Source organism: Corallococcus caeni, assembly GCF_036245865.1.
Taxonomy (GTDB): Bacteria; Myxococcota; Myxococcia; order Myxococcales; family Myxococcaceae; genus Corallococcus; species Corallococcus caeni.
The window spans coordinates 1,291,412-1,307,652 of sequence record NZ_BTTW01000001.1 but is presented as its reverse complement, the minus strand read 5'-3'; the positions used below and the strand labels follow the sequence as shown (position 1 = coordinate 1,307,652).

The 16,241-nt window shown below is 71.1% G+C and carries 12 protein-coding genes; 10 read left to right on the top strand and 2 right to left on the bottom strand.

Features of this window, described 5'->3' with window-relative positions; genetic code table 11:
* Window positions 1-52: 52 nt before the first annotated feature.
* On the bottom strand, window positions 53-421 hold the full coding sequence (locus AABA78_RS05165; protein ID WP_338261900.1) for a DUF192 domain-containing protein: 369 nt from the start codon (window positions 419-421) through the stop codon (window positions 53-55).
* Window positions 422-438: 17 nt separating this feature from the next.
* On the opposite strand from AABA78_RS05165, the gene AABA78_RS05160 reads away from it, so the two are divergent.
* From AABA78_RS05160 to rsmA, 5 genes are all read left to right on the top strand, one after another.
* Window positions 439-942 carry a tRNA (cytidine(34)-2'-O)-methyltransferase gene (locus AABA78_RS05160; RefSeq protein ID WP_014398831.1) on the top strand — a complete coding sequence of 168 codons (504 nt, stop codon included), beginning with the start codon at window positions 439-441 and terminating at the stop codon, window positions 940-942.
* Between the two features lie 34 nt (window positions 943-976).
* Window positions 977-7,222, top strand: coding sequence for a DnaJ domain-containing protein (locus AABA78_RS05155; protein ID WP_338261899.1), 6,246 nt, complete (start codon window positions 977-979; stop codon window positions 7,220-7,222).
* A gap of 143 nt (window positions 7,223-7,365) precedes the next feature.
* Window positions 7,366-10,143 (top strand): response regulator, encoded by a 2,778-nt coding sequence (locus AABA78_RS05150; RefSeq protein WP_338261898.1) that lies wholly within the window; start codon window positions 7,366-7,368, stop codon window positions 10,141-10,143.
* A gap of 43 nt (window positions 10,144-10,186) precedes the next feature.
* Window positions 10,187-11,185, top strand: coding sequence for a tRNA (adenosine(37)-N6)-threonylcarbamoyltransferase complex transferase subunit TsaD (gene tsaD / locus AABA78_RS05145; protein ID WP_120558644.1), 999 nt, complete (start codon window positions 10,187-10,189; stop codon window positions 11,183-11,185).
* Window positions 11,186-11,195: 10 nt separating this feature from the next.
* A complete protein-coding gene (gene rsmA / locus AABA78_RS05140; protein ID WP_338261897.1) occupies window positions 11,196-12,074 on the top strand; it encodes a 16S rRNA (adenine(1518)-N(6)/adenine(1519)-N(6))-dimethyltransferase RsmA in 879 nt (292 codons plus the stop codon).
* 8 nt (window positions 12,075-12,082) lie between these two features.
* Here rsmA and AABA78_RS05135 read toward each other — a convergent pair whose 3' ends face one another.
* Complete coding sequence (locus tag AABA78_RS05135; protein ID WP_338261896.1) at window positions 12,083-12,370, bottom strand: hypothetical protein; 288 nt, start codon at window positions 12,368-12,370, stop codon at window positions 12,083-12,085.
* Between the two features lie 178 nt (window positions 12,371-12,548).
* On the opposite strand from AABA78_RS05135, the gene AABA78_RS05130 reads away from it, so the two are divergent.
* The 5 genes from AABA78_RS05130 to AABA78_RS05110 all read left to right on the top strand — a co-directional run bounded on the left by AABA78_RS05130 (window position 12,549) and on the right by AABA78_RS05110 (window position 16,214).
* The gene (locus AABA78_RS05130; RefSeq protein ID WP_171417131.1) at window positions 12,549-13,190 is read left to right on the top strand and encodes a deoxynucleoside kinase; all 642 of its coding nucleotides are present in this window, start codon (window positions 12,549-12,551) and stop codon (window positions 13,188-13,190) included.
* A gap of 173 nt (window positions 13,191-13,363) precedes the next feature.
* Window positions 13,364-14,272, top strand: a complete 909-nt coding sequence (panB, locus tag AABA78_RS05125) for a 3-methyl-2-oxobutanoate hydroxymethyltransferase (RefSeq protein ID WP_338261895.1) — start codon at window positions 13,364-13,366, stop codon at window positions 14,270-14,272.
* Between the two features lie 2 nt (window positions 14,273-14,274).
* Entirely contained in the window at window positions 14,275-15,129 is an 855-nt protein-coding gene (gene panC, locus AABA78_RS05120) for a pantoate--beta-alanine ligase (protein ID WP_338261894.1), read from the top strand.
* 17 nt (window positions 15,130-15,146) lie between these two features.
* Window positions 15,147-15,632, top strand: a complete 486-nt coding sequence (gene smpB / locus AABA78_RS05115; protein WP_014398822.1) for an SsrA-binding protein SmpB — start codon at window positions 15,147-15,149, stop codon at window positions 15,630-15,632.
* A 36-nt stretch (window positions 15,633-15,668) separates the two neighbouring features.
* Window positions 15,669-16,214, top strand: a complete 546-nt coding sequence (locus AABA78_RS05110; RefSeq protein WP_338261893.1) for a ClpXP protease specificity-enhancing factor SspB — start codon at window positions 15,669-15,671, stop codon at window positions 16,212-16,214.
* The last annotated feature ends 27 nt before the right edge of the window (window positions 16,215-16,241 follow it).

Here is a 16,241-nt window from a genome sequence, read left to right as displayed (position 1 = left end):
GGTCCCCCCTCCGGGTGCGGGTGGGCGGGGAGGCCCCAGCCCCCTGGCCCTGTCAGGCCCCCGGGGCTTCCCCCGGGGTGAAGACCAGGCGGTCGCCCTCCTGGGTGCCGCTGGCCGAAAGGACGCCCGCGGGCAGTTCCAGGACGGAGCGGGCCTTGAAGTAGATGGACGAGGTGCGCCAGGGAGGCATGGCGGACAGTTGCTTGACGATGCGCCCTTCCGCGTCCAGGAAGGCGACGTCGATGGGGATGCGCATGAAGAAGGTGTGGATGGAGTTGCAGGGCTCGATGTGCATCCCGCCCCCCATGGGCAGCGAGGCGCGGCCCATGAGCCCCTGGAAGCGCTGGACGAAGGACTCGGCGCGTTCCGCGCGGTCCGCGAGCAGCCGCTGCCGCGTTTCGTTGGTCACCCTCCAGTGCATGTCCGGTGTTCTATCCCATGCTTGAGCCCCTGGCGTCCCCCCTGCACCTGGTCCTCGTGTCCCCGCAGATTCCGCCCAACACCGGCAACGTGGCCCGGCTGTGCGCGGTGACGGGCTGCCGGCTCATCCTGGTGGAGCCCCTGGGGTTCTCCATCGACGACCGCAACCTGAAGCGGGCGGGGCTGGACTACTGGGACAAGGTGTTCCTGAAGCTGTACCCGACCTACGACGCCTACGTGGCGGAGTACCCCCAGGCCCGCCGGTGGCTGTTCTCCGCGAGGGCGGAGACGTCGCTGTACGCGGCGCGGTTCGAGCCGGGGGACCACCTGGTGTTCGGCTCGGAGGTGACGGGGCTGTTGCCGGAGGTGATGGAGGGGGGGACGGGGACGCCGGTGACCATCCCGATGCTGCCGGAGCGCCGCAGCTTGAATCTTTCGACGTCGGTGGGGATTGGCGCCTACGAGGCGCTGCGTCAGGTGCAGCTGGGCACGGCAGCCAGGCAGGCACCGCCGTCGAATTGAGGGGCGGGCGGGACGGGCTACACTCCGGGGCAGAATGTCCGCCTCGCAGGTCGCCGAAGCGCTGTATGCCGCCCACAAGTCCCGAGCCACCGGCCGGCTGACGCTGCACGCCGGTGGACGCGAGTCCGCGCTGTGGCTGCGCGAGGGCGACCTCGTGGGCGCGCGGCTGGGCTTCGGGTACCAGACGCAGGCGCAGGCGCTCTTCCAGAACGGGCTCCTGGGCGTGGACGCCCTGGACGCGCTGTGGGCGCGGGGTGGAGCGGCGGCGCCGGACGAGGAGCTGCTGGAGGACAGCGGGCTGAAGCCCGCGGTGGTGCACGAGCAGCAGGTGCTGGCGCAGGTGCGGCGGCTGAGCGAGCTGGCGGAGCGCGCGGACTTCGAGGCGGAGGCGGTGGAGGCGGCGGGTGGGTTCGCGCCCATCGCGGGCGTGCGGGTGGTGCGCGCGGCGCTGGAGCCGGCCCCGACCGAGGCCGTGCCCGCGAGGGTCTACCGCTGCCCGGAAGTGGCGGCGTGCGAGCCGTGGCTGACGGATGCGTCGGAGCGGGGGTTGTTGGAGACGCTGGGAGCGTTCCGGCAGCCGGAGGCGCTGACGGGGGCACAGCAGGCGCTCCTGCGCGTGCTGGAGCGCGAGGGCCGCATCGAGGCCCTGTCGGTGGAGGAGTGGGAGGAGCGCGAGCGGCTGCGGCGCGAGGAGGAGCTGCGGCAGGCGGAGGAGGAGGCCTGGGAGATTGAGGAGGCGCGCCGGCGCGAGGAGGCGGAGCGGCGCGCGGAGGAGGCGAGGCTCGCGGAGCTGGCGCGGCTGGAGGCGGAGCGGCTGGCGGAGGAGGCGCGGCTCGCGGAAGAGGCGCGGCTGGCGGAGCTGGCGCGCATCGAGGCGGAGCGGTTGGCGGAGGAGGCTCGGCTCCGGGCGCTGGAGGAAGCACGGCTGGCGGAAGAGGCACGGCTGCGCGCGGAGGAGGAGGCGCGGCTGGAGGCGGAGCGGCTGGCGGAGGAGGCGCGGCTCGCGGAGCTTGTGCGGCTGGAGGCGGAGCGGCTGGCGGAGGAGGCTCGGCTCGCCGAAGAGGCTCGGCTCGCGGAAGAGGCCCGGCTGGCAGAAGAGGCTCGGCTGGCGGAAGAGGCTCGGCTGGCGGAACTGGCGCGCATTGAAGCTGAGCGATTGGCCGAAGAGGCTCGGCTTGCGGAGCTGGCGCGCCTTGAAGCCGAGCGATTGGCGGAAGAAGCCCGACTGGCTGAGCTTGCGCGGATCGAGGCTGAGCGACTCGCGGAAGAGGCACGGCTCGCGGAGTTGGCGCGCATCGAAGCCGAGCGTTTGGCTGAAGAGGCACGGCTCGCGGAGCTTGCGCGCATCGAAGCCGAGCGTTTGGCTGAAGAGGCGCGGCTTGCGGAACTGGCACGCATTGAGGCTGAGCGACTCGCGGAAGAGGCGCGGCTCGCGGAGCTTGCGCGCATCGAAGCCGAGCGACTCGAGGAAGAGGCGCGGCTCGCGGAGCTTGCGCGGCTGGAGGCGGAGCGGCTCGCGGAAGAGGCGCGGCTCGCGGAGTTGGCGCGCCTTGAAGCCGAGCGTCTTGCGGAAGAAGCACGGCTCGCCGAAGAGGCGCGGCTTCGCGCTGAAGAAGAAGCTCGCCTCGCGGAAGAGGCACGGCTAGCGGAAGAGGCGCGGCTTCGCGCCGAAGAGGAAGCTCGTCTCGCGGAAGAGGCACGGCTTCAGGCGATCGAGGAAGCGCGGCTGGCTGAAGAGGCGAGGCTCGCGGAAGAGGCTCGGCTAGCGGAAGAGGCGCGGCTTCGCGCCGAAGCTGAAGCTCGTCTCGCAGAAGAGGCGCGGCTCGCGGAAGAAGCTCGACTCGCTGAAGAGGCACGTCTGGCCGAGGAGGCTCGCCTCGCCGAAGAAGCTCGACTGCGTGCGGAGGAAGAGGCACGGCTCGCGGAGGAGGCTCGGCTAGCTGAAGAGGCACGGCTCGCCGAGGAGGCCCGCCTGGCCGAGGAAGCCGCTCGAGTTGAAGCGGAGCGCCTTGCCGAAGAAGCGCGACAGGCAGAAGAAGCGCGCCTCGCCGAGGAAGCCCGGCTTCGTGCCCTTGAAGAGGCTCGACTCGCTGAACTGGCGCGCCTTGAAGCCGAGCGCCTCGCCGAAGAGGCGCGGCTTGCGGAAGAGGCCCGTCTCGCCGAAGAGGCCCGCCTTCGCGAAGAGGAAGAGGCGCGTCTCGCCGAGGAGGCTCGGCTCGCGGAAGAAGCCCGGCTTCGGGCGATCGAGGAGGCCCGACTCGCGGAAGAAGCCCGGCTGCGCGCAGAGGAGGAAGCGCGCTTGGCGGAAGAGGCCCGCGTTGCCGAAGAGGCTCGGCTCCGTGCGGAGGAAGAGGCCCGACTCACGGAAGAGGCTCGCTTGGCCGAGGAGGCCCGGCTCGCGGAAGAGGCCCGGCTTCGCGCTGAAGAGGAAGCGCGCCTGGCGGAAGAGGCCCGGCTCGCAGAAAAAGCCCGGCTTCGTGCGGAAGAGGAGGCGCGCCTGGCGGAAGAGGCCCGGCTCGCAGAAGAAGCCCGGCTTCGTGCGGAAGAAGAGGCGCGGCTGGCCGAAGAGGCCCGCCTCGCGGAAGAGGCTCGCCTCCGTGCGGAGGAAGAAGCCCGGCTGCGTGCTGAAGAAGAGGCTCGCCTAGCAGAAGAGGCTCGCCTCGCGGAAGAGGCTCGCCTCGCCGAAGAAGCCCGGCTGCGTGCTGAAGAAGAGGCTCGCCTAGCAGAAGAGGCTCGCCTCGCAGAAGAAGCACGGCTTCGTGCCGAAGAAGAGGCTCGCCTCGCCGAAGAGGCTCGGCTCGCGGAGGAGGCCCGTCTTCGCGCGATCGAGGACGCTCGGCTCGCGGAAGAAGCTCGACTCGCTGAGGAAGCTCGACTCGCTGAGGAAGCTCGGCTGGCTGAAGAAGCCCGGCTGCGTGAGGAGGAAGAAGCTCGGCTGGCTGAAGAGGCGCGGCTCGCGGAAGAGGCCCGCCTCGCCGAAGAAGCCCGCCTTCGCGCAGAGGAAGCGGCGCGTCTTGCCGAGGAGGCTCGGCTCGCGGAAGAAGCCCGCCTTCGTGCAGAGGAAGAGGCTCGGCTCGCAGAAGAGGCACGGCTGCGTGAGGAGGAAGAAGCGCGGCTGGCTGAAGAGGCTCGACTCGCCGAAGAGGCTCGACTCGCCGAGGAAGAACGCCTCCGCGCGCTTGAGGAAGCACGGCTGGCTGAGGAGGCCCGGCTCGCCGAAGAAGCTCGCCTTGCCGAAGAGGCTCGCCTCGCCGAGGAGGCCCGACTTCGCGCGGAGGAAGAGGCTCGCCTCGCCGAAGAAGCCCGCCTCGCGGAAGAGGCTCGTCTGGCCGAAGAGGCTCGCCTTCGCGCGGAAGAGGAGGCCCGACTTCGCGCGGAGGAAGAAGCTCGCCTCGCTGAAGAAGCGCGACTCCAGGCGATTGAAGAGGCTCGCCTCGCGGAAGAGGCGCGACTCGCCGAGGAAGAACGCCTCCGTGCGCTTGAGGAGGCTCGGCTCGCCGAGGAGGCTCGCCTTCGTGCAGAAGAAGAGGCCCGGCTTGCGGAAGAGGCTCGCCTTCGTGCTGAGGAGGAAGCGCGAGTAGTCGAAGCCGCGCGGCTCGCGGAAGAAGCACGGCTGGCAGAGGAGGCTCGCCTCGCGGAAGAGGCTCGGCTCCGTGCGGAGGAAGAAGCCCGGCTCGCCGAAGAGGCTCGCTTGGCGGAGGAGGCCCGACTCGCCGAAGAGGCTCGCCTTCGTGCTGAAGAGGAGGCGCGGCTGGCCGAAGAGGCACGGCTTGCGGAAGCGGCACGCCTCACAGAAGAGGCTCGCCTTCGTGCGGAGGAAGAAGCCCGCTTGGCCGAGGAGGCTCGCCTCGCAGAAGAAGCCCGGCTGCGTGCTGAAGAAGAGGCTCGCCTCGCAGAAGAGGCTCGGATCGCGGAGGAGGCCCGTCTTCGCGCGATCGAGGAGGCTCGCCTCGCAGAAGAGGCTCGGCTCGCTGAAGAAGCCCGGCTGCGTGCGGAGGAGGAAGCTCGACTCGCTGAGGAAGCTCGACTCGCTGAAAAAGCCCGGCTGCGTGCGGAGGAAGAAGCGCGGCTGGCTGAAGAGGCACGGCTTTCGGAAGCGGCACGCCTCGCCGAAGAGGCCGCTCGAATCGAAGCCGCTCGTCTCGCCGAGGAGGCCCGTCAGGCGGAAGAAGCCCGTCTCGCCGAGGAAGCGCGCGTTCGCGCCGAAGCCGAAGCACTGCGCCTCGCCGAAGAAGCCCGCCTCGCTGAAGAAACTCGGCTGGCCGAAGAGGCTCGAATCGCCGAAGAGGCCGCTCGAATTGAAGCCGCCCGCCTCGCCGAGGAGGCTCGCCTGGCCGAGGAGGCCCGTCAGGCCGAACTCCACCGCCTCGCCGAAGAGGCCCGTGCCGCCGAAGCCGCTCGCCTCGCTGAAGAGGCCCGCGCCGCCGAGGCGCAGCGCCTGTCCGAACAGGGCAAGCCCGCCCATCCGCCCTCACTGCCCCGGCGCACCCGCCCGGCCACGCCCTCCGCGCCGCCTCCGGTCCTCGTCCCCGTCGCCGCCGCGCCGGTGGAGCCCGAACCGCTGTCGCTCGGGCCCGAGGACATCATCCTCACCGCGGAGCCTGAACCCTCCGCCCCGTCGAACTCCTGGGCGGACTCCATCCCCGCGTCCCCCCGCGACGCCCTGGAACTGCCCGTCAGCGACAACACCACCGCCCTGACCGAGGCTCGCAAGCGCGCCCAGGCCGCCCTGCTCCAGGACATGGCCGAGGCCCTGCGCCGCTCGGCCTCCGTGCCCCTGGACCCCTGGCTCACCGAGGAGTCCTCGCGCTTCCCCGTCGCCCCGCCCCCGGAAGCCGACCTCCCCCTCCTGGAGGTGGAGCCGGAGAGCTGGGGCGACATCGTCCCCGCCGCGGCGCCCCTTCCCGACACCCGCGCCCCTGCTCCGGATGCCCCCGTCGTCCCCGTCCAGGCCGCCCCCCAGCCGGACCTCTGGGCCGTCCAGCCCCCCAAGTTCCCCGCGTCCTCCACACCGCCCGTGCGCCCCGCCCGCGCCAGCGAGGACGACCTGTGGCGCATCGTCTCCTTCGACGAGTCCAACGACCCCGCCCAGAACCTCACCGCCTCCTTCGAGGCCGCCCTCCAGCAGGTGGACGCCCATCTGGAAGCCCTCATCCGCTCGGATGTCCGGTCGGCGGGGGATGCCAACGAATTCCTCGTCGAAGCCATCGTCGAGGCGACATTCGAGCCGCTGCCTTCTCCCCGCTCCACCGCCTTCCCCGGTGACAACGGAGGGGCTTCTGGCCAGACTGAGGACGAGCTGTCCGGTGATCTGGACGAATGGGATTTTGACGAGGACGACGTGGCGGCCGAAGACCCCTCCAACCCCGACGAAGCCTCCAAGCTCCGGCGCCAGCGCCTCCTGCGCCGCGCCATGGAGAACATGGGCGCGCTCGGAGCCCGCCCCGTTCCCGCCGCCGCCGCGAGCACCCCGGGCGCGCCCGAAGCCGCCGCGCCGCCCGCCGCCGTCGCCGCCCCGCCGGAGCCCCCCAAGCCCGACGAGGGCCGGCTCGCGCAGCAGATTGAGCAGCGCTACGCCGACATCCAGACGAAGAAGGACCACTTCGTCACGCTGGGCGTGCCGCAGGACGCCTCGCGCGACCAGGTGAAGGCCGCCTTCCTGAGCCTCGCCAAGGTCTTCCACCCGGACCGGCTGCCCCCGTCGCTGCCCCACCTGGCGCCGAAGATCACCGCTGTCTTCGAGTCCATCCGCGAGGCCTACGAAGTCCTCCACGACGACACCCGCCGCAAGAACTACCAGCAGGCCCAGCAGGGCGCGCAGGCTGCTCCCAAGCCTCCGGCGCCCAGCGGCCGCCCCGGCAGCCCCGCCGCGGCCCGCGCGGACACGAACGCGGACGACCTCTTCCGCATGGGCGAGGTCTTCTTCCGCAAGCGCGACTTCGTCGCCGCCAGCGAACACTACGAGCGCGCCTACGGCCTGGACCCCAAGCCCGTGTACCTCGCGGCGCGCGCCTGGGCCGTCTACATGGACCCCAGCCGCAAGGCCGACATGCCCCGCGCGAAACAGTGGATGGCGGATGCGGTGCGCACCGACCCGAACTGTGATCGCGCCCACTACCAGCTGGGCGTCATCGCTCGCGTGGAAGGGGACATGGACCGGGCGGAGCGGCACTTCCGCGAAGCGGTGCGCGCGAACCCGAAGCACCTGGAGGCGAACCAGGAGCTGCGGCTCATCGACATGCGCAAGAAGAACCCCCCCAAGAAGGGCCTCTTCCGCTGACCTGCCTGTTCTCCAGGGAGGGAACCGGCCGGTTTTCCGGACAGTCCCGCCCATTGACACACCTGAAAGCCGGACCCGATGCTTGCCCCCACGGGGCGCGTCCGTTGGATCCGCCGTCCCGCCCGTTTTGAAAGGCATGCCACGTGGCCAAGCAGCACCTGCTCCTCGTCGACGGTGACGCGAAGAGTCTGCGCGTGATGGAGGTCAGCCTGAAGAAGGCCGGCTTCTCCGTCACGACTGCGATCCACGGCAAGGATGCGCTGGAGAAGGTCCAGATCAGCCCGCCGGACCTCGTGCTCGCGGACACCAAGATGCCGGAGATGGACGGCTTCGAGCTCTGCAAGCAGCTCAAGTCCGACGAGCGCTTCAAGTTCATCCCCTTCGTCTTCCTGACGAACCAGAAGTCGGTCGAGTTCAAGGTGCGCGGCCTGGAGCTCGGGGGCGACGACTACCTGACGAAGCCCATCTACATCAAAGAGATCGTCACCCGCGTGAAGATGATCCTTCAGAAGGCCGAGAAGGAACGCATCGAGAAGCGCGAGACGACCAAGGGCGGCTTCGCGGGAAGCCTCGCCGACATGGGCGTCGTGGACCTGGTCCAGACCTTCGAAATCGGCCGCAAGACGGGCGTCATCTCCATCCAGGGCGAGCGCACCGGCGTCGTCTACTTCAAGGAAGGCCGCGTCATCGACGCGGAGCTGGGCCGGCTCAAGGGCGAGAACGCCTTCTACCGGCTGCTCAACACGTTCGAAGGTCAGTTCGACGTGCAGTTCACCACGTTGGACCGCACCGAGCGCATCGAGGTCTCCACGCAGGGCCTCCTCATGGAGGGCATGCGCCGGCTGGACGAGTGGGGCCGGATGCTCGAGCAGCTCCCGCCGCTGGAGACGGTCTTCGAGATCGACTACCACCAGCTGGCGGACCGCCTGTCGGAGATCCCCGACGAGGTGAACGGCCTGCTGCGCCTGTTCGACGGCAAGCGCGCGCTGTCGCGCGTGGTGGAGGACTCGGACTTCGAGGACCTGGCCGCGCTGGGCATCATCAGCAAGCTGTACTTCGAGGGCCTCATCCGCGAGCTGGGCAACGCGCCGCAGGAGCCCGTGCAGAGCAGCAAGCCGGGCATCGAGCAGTGGCTGAACACCGCGCCGCCCATCCCCGTGGACGTCGCGCCCGCGCAGGAGGCCGCGCCCGCGGAGGCTCCGGCCCCCGTCGAGCCGCCCCCCGTGGAAGTGGCGCCCGTCGCGGAAGCCCCGCCCGTCGAGGAGGCCCCGCCCGCGCCGGCCGAGCCCATGGAGGAGGTCACTCCGGTGGCGGAGGTTGCGCCCGCGCCGGTCTCCGCGCAGCCCGCGCAGGTGATCCTCTTCCCGCCGCGCACCCGCCCCGGAGAGGGCGCTCCTCCTCCGTTCGGGCAGGAGGGCGTGGAGCCCGTCGTTCCGCCCCTGTCGCAGGAGGGCTCGGCGTTCCTGGTGGAGCCGCCCCCGGCGCACCGTGCGGTGGATCATGCCCGGCGCAGCCTGCTGCTCGACTGGAACCGGGTGGACACGGAGGGCCTGAGCTCCTCCAGCACCTGGGGCCCCGGTTCGCCCTGGGCGTCCGCGCCCCGCGCGCCGGCCGCCGCGCCCAGCCCGTTCGCCGCCGCGCCCGTGCCGGCGCCGGTGGAGCCGCTGCCCTCGCGTCCGCCCATCTTCGGTGGCGCCGCCATCGCGCCCAGCCCGCTGGCGCCCGTGCCGCCGCCCACGCCGGCCCCGCCGTCGTCGGAGGTGACGCTGGTCAGTGGGACGGAGCCCCATCAGGACGAAGTGCCGGTGGAGGAGGCCACGCCGCAGCAACTGGCGCTGCCGCCGTATCCGGGCCACGGCATCGTGCCGCCCCAGGTGGCCCCGGTGGCGCTCAACGTCGAGTACCCCGCGACGACGCCCTTCGATGCGCCCCCGGCTCCCAGCGCGCCGGTGGACCTGGCCGCGCAGGACGTGCCCGCGTCCGAAGCGTACTTCACGGAGCCCGAGCCCGTCGCGCCCGTGGCGAGCGCTTCGGCGCCTCCTGCTCACGGTGCCACCGCGGCGGCGCACGGTGCGAACACCGCGGCCTCCACGAAGCCCGCCGCCGCGAAGTCCGCGCACGACGAGGACGACGCGGCGATGATCGCCGCGATGAAGCCCAAGCGCACGGGCCTCTACGTCGCGGGCGGCCTGCTCCTGGTGGCGGCTGTCGCGGCGGTGGTGATCTCCAAGGGCTCGGGCAGCTCCGAAACGCCCAAGCCGCCCGAACCGAAGGTGACGCAGCCCGCTCCGCCCGTGGAAGCGCCCAAGCCGCCGGAGACCACGCCTCCGCCGGAGGTCGCGCCGCCGCCCGTGAAGACCGTGGACGCGCAGACCGACGCGGGGGCCACCCCGCCGAAGACCGTCATCGCCACGGGCCCGGAGGACGCGGGCGCGCCGGTGAAGACGGCCACGCCGGAGCCCGCCACCGTCCCCGACGCGGGCCTCGCGGTCGCCCCGACGCCCACGCCGCCCCCGGACGCGCCGCCGCCCGTGGTGCAGGCGAAGCTCACCTACGCGGACTTCGTCAGGGAAGGCCGCGCGGCGATGGCGCGCAAGAGCTTCAAGTCGGCCGTGACGAACTACCGCAAGGCGCTCGCGCTGGACACCGACTCCATCGAGGCGAAGACGGGCCTGGGCATCTCGCTGGCCAACAACAGCAGCACCAGCGAGTCCGGCTACCGCGAAGCGGCCAGGCTGCTCCAGGACGTCGTCAAGGCGGAGCCCAAGAACGCCAAGGCCTGGTTCTGGCTGGGCAGCTCGCTCCAGTTCTCCGGCGATCAAACCCGAGCGGCCGAGGCCTATAAGAAGTATCTGTTCCTCGAACCGACGGGGAGCTCGGCGGAGGACGTGCGCGCACTGCTCAAGGGGATGGGCAGCTAGGCGGCCTGTCCGCTTCAGCCTCCCCGTCCTTGCTGGAGTCGTCGTGCTCGTCCTGGGACTCGAAACCTCGTGCGATGAAACCGCCGCCGCCGTCGTGGAGGACGGGCGGCGCGTCCTGTCGGACGTCGTCTCCACGCAGGTGGACATCCACCGCCGCTGGGGCGGCGTCGTGCCGGAGCTGGCCAGCCGCAACCACATCGTCCAGGTGATGCCCGTCGTCCACGAGGCGCTCACCCGCGCGGACAAGACGCTGGACGACATCGACCTGCTCGCCGTCACGTCCGGCCCCGGCCTCATCGGCGCGCTGCTCGTGGGGCTCCAGGTGGCCAAGGGGCTGAGCCTCGCCACCGGAAAGCCCTTCGTGGGCGCCAACCACCTGGAAGGGCACCTGCTGGCCATCCGCCTCCTGGAGGACGCGCCCGCGCCGCCGTTCCTGGGGCTCGTCGTGTCCGGCGGCCACACCAGCCTCTACGAGGTGCGCGACTACGGGAACTACCGCCTCGTCGGCCGCACGCGCGACGACGCCGCGGGCGAGGCCTACGACAAGACGGCGCGCATCCTCGGCCTGCCGTACCCGGGCGGGCAGCCCATCGACGAGCTGGCGCAGAAGGGGAACCCGGAGGCCATCCGCTTCCCGCGCGCGCTGCCGGGCGACAACCTGGACGTGTCCTTCTCCGGGCTGAAGACGTCGGTGCTCCACCACGTGCAGAAGCACGGCGTGCCGGAAGGCCAGGCCCTCCACGACCTGTGCGCGTCGTTCCAGGAGGCGGTGGCGGACGTGCTGTCGAAGAAGCTCGTCGCCGCGGCGAAGAAGCTGGGCCACACGCAGCTGGTGCTGTGCGGCGGCGTGGCGGCGAACTCACGGCTGCGCGCGCTGTGCAAGCAGCGAGCGGAGGAGCGGGGCCTGCGGATGTTCCTGCCGCCGGTGCGGCTGTGCACGGACAATGGCGCGATGATCGCCGTCGCGGGGTATGAAGCGTGGCGCCGCGGCTTGCGCGGTGACTTCCGCCTCGCGGCCGACCCCGCCTGGCGCATGGAGTAGGGGCCTGACAGTGGATTCTCCGCGCGACATCCTCAAGCGCCACGGCCTGCGGGCCAAGCACAGCTGGGGACAGAACTTCCTCGGAGACCCGGACGCGCTCCAGTCCATCGCGGACGCGCTCGCGCTGCGCGAGGGCGAGCCCGTGGTGGAGCTGGGCCCGGGCCTGGGTCACCTCACGCGCTTCCTCGCCGCCACCGGCGCGCGCGTCACCGCCGTGGAGCGCGACCGCGACATGGTGGCCGTGCTGGAGAAGGAGGCCATCCCCGGCGTGCGCGTGGTGCCCGGCAACGCCGCCACGGTGGACTTCGCCCAGGTGGCCGGCGCGCCCGAAATCGCGCTCGTGGGCAACCTGCCGTACCACCTCACCAGCCCCATCCTCTTCCAGGTGCTCGCGCAGCGCGCCCACATCTCGCGCGCCGTCTTCACCCTCCAGAAGGAGGTCGTGGTGCGGCTGGCCGCGGAGCCCGGCAACCGCGACTACGGCCTGCTCACGGTGCTGCTCGGCCTGCACTTCGACGTGGAGCAGGTGCTCACGCTGGAGGCGTGGCGCTTCCATCCGCCCCCGAAGGTGGACTCCGCCGTGCTGCGCCTCACGCGGCTCAAGCAGCCCCGCGCGCCGCTGGTGGACGAGGCCCGCTTCACGCGGCTGGTGAAGGCCGGCTTCGCGCAGCGCCGCAAGACGCTGATCAACTCGCTCAAGTCCGACAAGGGCCTGGCGAAGCCGGAGGCGATGCTGGCCGCGCTGCAGACGGCGGGCATCGACCCGGGCCGCCGCGCGGAGACGCTCTCCCCGGAGGAGTTCGCCGCCATCGAGCGCGCCCTGGGCCCCGTCACCGCCATGGCGCCGCCGCCCCCGGACGCGCCGGAAGAGGACAGCTCACAGGAGTAGGGGAGACGTCAGCGCTTCTGGCCCAGCGCGGCCAGGAGCCCGCCCTGCTGGGCGAGGAACGCGCGGAACTCGTCCTCGTCGATGCGCAGGCGCGCGAGCACGCCGCTGAGCACGTCCTCCACGGAGCCCTCCGGCCGGCGCTTCAGCTCGAAGGCCGTCTTGAGCAGGGCCACGCCATAGAGTGGATCCACGTCCACGGGAGGTGCGGGCGGGGCCGTGGCCGTACGGGCGGCGGGCGCCACTTCCGTGGGCTCCACCAGGTCCACCACCGTCTTCACCCGCTGCCTGCCGCGCATCTGTGGCCCGCTGCTCCGCTGTTGCGTGTTCGCGGGCACCGTAGGGGATGACCTCGGAGGGCGCAAGGGTGGGGTGGCCCGGCGAAAATTGCCGGATGCGCGGGGGCATGGTTGTGTTATCCGCCCCCCGCGCGCATGTGTCACATGCGTGGATTCCGGGGGCGGAGGCCTCGGGCCGATGGACCACCGCTACATCGTCGTCGAAGGCCCCATCGGCGTGGGCAAGACGAGCCTCACCCACCTGCTCACGGAGCGCCTGGGCAGCCGCCGCATCCTGGAGGTCGTGGAGGAGAACCCCTTCCTCTCCAGCTTCTACGGGGACCGGCAGAAGTTCGCGTTCCAGACGCAGGTGTTCTTCCTGCTGTCGCGTTTCCGTCAGCAGCAGGAACTCTTCCAGCAAGACCTGTTCCGCGCCGTCACCGTGAGTGACTACCTGTTCGCGAAGGACCGCATCTTCGCCAACCTCACGCTGGCCTCGGACGAGCTGGCCCTCTACGACCGCGTCTTCGAGGCGCTGGGGCCCCGCGTCCCGCAGCCCGACCTGGTCATCTACCTCCAGGCCCAGTTGGACGTGCTGCTGCATCGCATCAAGAAGCGCGGCCGCGAGTTCGAGCGGAAGTTCGACGCGGGCTACCTGGAGGCCCTCACGCACGCGTACAACGACTTCTTCGCGCATTACCAGGACACGCCGCTGCTGGTGGTGAACACGTCGGACATCGACTTCGTGCACAACGAGCAGGACCGCGAGGACCTGATGCAGGCCATCGCGTCCGCGAAGTCCGGCGTGCAGCACTACACCCCCCGGTCCCGCCGGGGCTGACAGCCGCCGCCCGGCTGGTTGCCTGGAGTGGTGCGGTCATCCCCCCACGCGGCCTTTGAGGGCGTTAGAGTGCATCCCCGTGGAACCCTGGCCTCCGGCGATCCCCCTGGGGACGGCGAGGGGCCTGACGTTCCACGCGGCTGTCCCACCCGTCTTGCCACAGGAGGTGAACCGTGAAGGACAAGGTCACCATCCACACGCTGAAGCGCCTGAAGCAGTCCGGTCAGAAGATCTGCATGGTCACCGCGTACGACGCGACGTTCGCGCGCATCCTCGACGAGGGAGGCGCGGACGTGCTCCTGGTCGGTGACTCGCTGGGCATGGTCATCCAGGGCCAGGACTCCACGCTGCCCGTCACCATGGACCAGATGGTCTACCACTCGGCGGCGGTGAGCCGCGGCGCGAAGCGGGCGCACGTGGTGGGCGACCTGCCGTTCATGAGCTACCAGGTGTCGCCGCAGGAGGCGGTGCGCAACGCCGGGCGGCTCGTGTCCGAAGGCAACGTGGGCAGCGTGAAGCTGGAGGGCGGCGCCGAGTTCGCCGACACCGTGCGCGCCATCGTCCGCGCCAGCATCCCCGTCATGGGCCACCTGGGGCTGACGCCGCAGTCGGTGCACAAGATGGGCGGCTACGTGGTGCAGGGCCGCGACGAGGACGCCGCGCGCCGCATGCTGGATGACGCGCTCGCGCTGGAGGCCGCGGGGGCCTACGCGCTGGTGCTGGAGGGCGTGCCGCTGGAGCTGGCGCGCACCATCACCCAGAGCCTGAAGATTCCGACCATCGGCATCGGCGCGGGCAAGCACTGTGATGGCCAGGTGCTGGTCTGCTACGACCTGCTGGGCATGAACCCGGACTTCAAGCCGAAGTTCGTCAAGCGCTTCGCCAACCTGCACGGGAACATCACGGAGGCCGCGAACACGTACTTCTCCGAGGTGCGCGCGGGCACCTTCCCGGATGAGGACCACAGCTTCAAGGCCACCAAGGGCATCCGCCTGGTGACGCCCACGCCCGTCGTCCCCGACGCGGAAGGCGCTGGCGAGGCCGCGGAGAAGGTCGGCGGCATCTACGGGGCTCCGGTCTAGCCATGGCCCCCCACGTCCTGCGCACCGTTCCGGAAGTGAAGGCCTGGGTCGCGTCCCTCCAGAAGGAGGGGAAGTCCCTGGCGCTCGTGCCCACCATGGGCTTCCTGCATGAGGGGCACGTCTCGCTCATGAGGGAGGGCGGCCGGCGCGCGGACGTGGTGGCCTCCTCCATCTTCGTGAACCCCACGCAGTTCGGTCCCCGCGAGGACCTGGCGCGCTACCCGCGCGACTTCGAGGGAGACCTGGCGAAGTGCGCGAGCGCGGGCGTCACGGCCGTGTTCGCGCCCGAGCCCGCGGCGATGTACCCCCCGGGCTACCAGACCTACGTGGACGTCACGGAGGTGAGCCAGGGGCTGTGCGGCGAGCGGCGTCCCGGCCACTTCCGGGGCGTCGCCACCATCGTCACGCAGCTCCTGGCGCTGTTCCGCCCGGCCGTGGCGCTGTTCGGGGAGAAGGACTACCAGCAGCTCCAGGTCATCAAGACGCTCAACCGCGACCTGCACCTGGGCGCGGACATCGTGGGCATGCCCACCATCCGCGAACCGGACGGGCTGGCCATGAGCAGCCGCAACGCCTACCTGTCCGCGGATGAACGCCGCCGGGCGCTCGCCCTGTCGAAGGGCATCCGGGCGGCCCAGGCCCTGCTCGCCTCCGGCACCCGGGACACGGGAGCGCTCGTGGAGGCCGCCCGCCGTGAATTGCAGGCGGCGGACCTCCGGGAGGACTACGTGGAGGTGCGGGACGCCGGGACGCTCTCACCCCTGGTGACGGTGGCGCCCGGACAGACGGCGCGCATGCTGGTGGCGGCCTTCTCGGGCACCACGCGGCTCATCGACAACATGCCGCTGGCCGGTTAGGAGACCCGGGACACGTTATGGCCGCTGGAAAGTCGAAGGGTGTGGGTGCGGAGCCGGGGGTGAAGCTCATTGCCGAGAACCGGCGTGCGCGCTTCGACTACACGGTGGACGAGAAGATAGAGGCCGGGCTGGAGCTCACGGGGAGCGAGGTGAAGTCGTTGCGTGAAGGAACGGCCAACCTGTCGGACGCCTACGCGCTCCAGAAGGGCACGGAGCTGTTCCTGCTCAACGCCCACATCGGCTCCTACAAGGCGGCCAGTGTCTTCGACCACCTGCCCACGCGGGGCCGGAAGCTGCTGATGCACCGCGCGGAGATAGACCGGTGGACGGCCAAGGTGCGCGAGCGCGGTTACTCCATCATCCCGCTCGTGCTGTACTTCAGGAAGGGGCGGGCCAAGGTGGAGCTGGGCCTGTGCCGCGGCAAGACGCACGAAGACCGCCGCCACGACATCAAGGAACGGGAGACGAAGCGGGAGATGGACCGGGAAGTGCGCCGTCGTTGAGGGCGCGCCCGCAATTCCCCCGCTGGACAGGCTGGAATGGACAAGAAGGTTTCCGACAAGAAGGAGCGGCTGCTGGCCGCGCTCGACCAGGGGATGGTGATGATCCACCTGGACGCGCGCCGCCCCGGCGTGCTCGTCCCCGCCAGCCTCCGAGGCGAAGCACACCTGCGCCTCAACCTCTCCTACCGCTTCGAGCCACCCGACCTCACGGTAGGGGAGTGGGGCGTGCGCTCCACGCTGAGCTTCTCCGGTTCGCGCTTCACGGTGGCGGTGCCCTGGTCGGCGTTGTTCGCCATCGCCAGCCACGTGACGAAGGAGTTCTGGATGTACCCGGAGGAGATGCCGCCGGAGCTGCTCCAGCAGCCCCCGGTGGCGTCAGCCTCCGTCGCGCGTCCGCCGCCGCCCACGCCCGTGCCCGTGCCCGTCGCCGCAGAAAGGCCCCGCGCCTTCCTGCGCGAGGTCCAGGCCGAGCGCACCGATGAGCCGGAGTCGCGTCCGGAAGTGGCCCCGCCGCCGCCCGAGGGTGGGCCCCCGGACGAGCCGCAGCCGCCGCGCCGTGGCCACCTGCGGCTGGTGAAGTAGGGCGGGCCGCCCCGGAGCTTGGAGCTC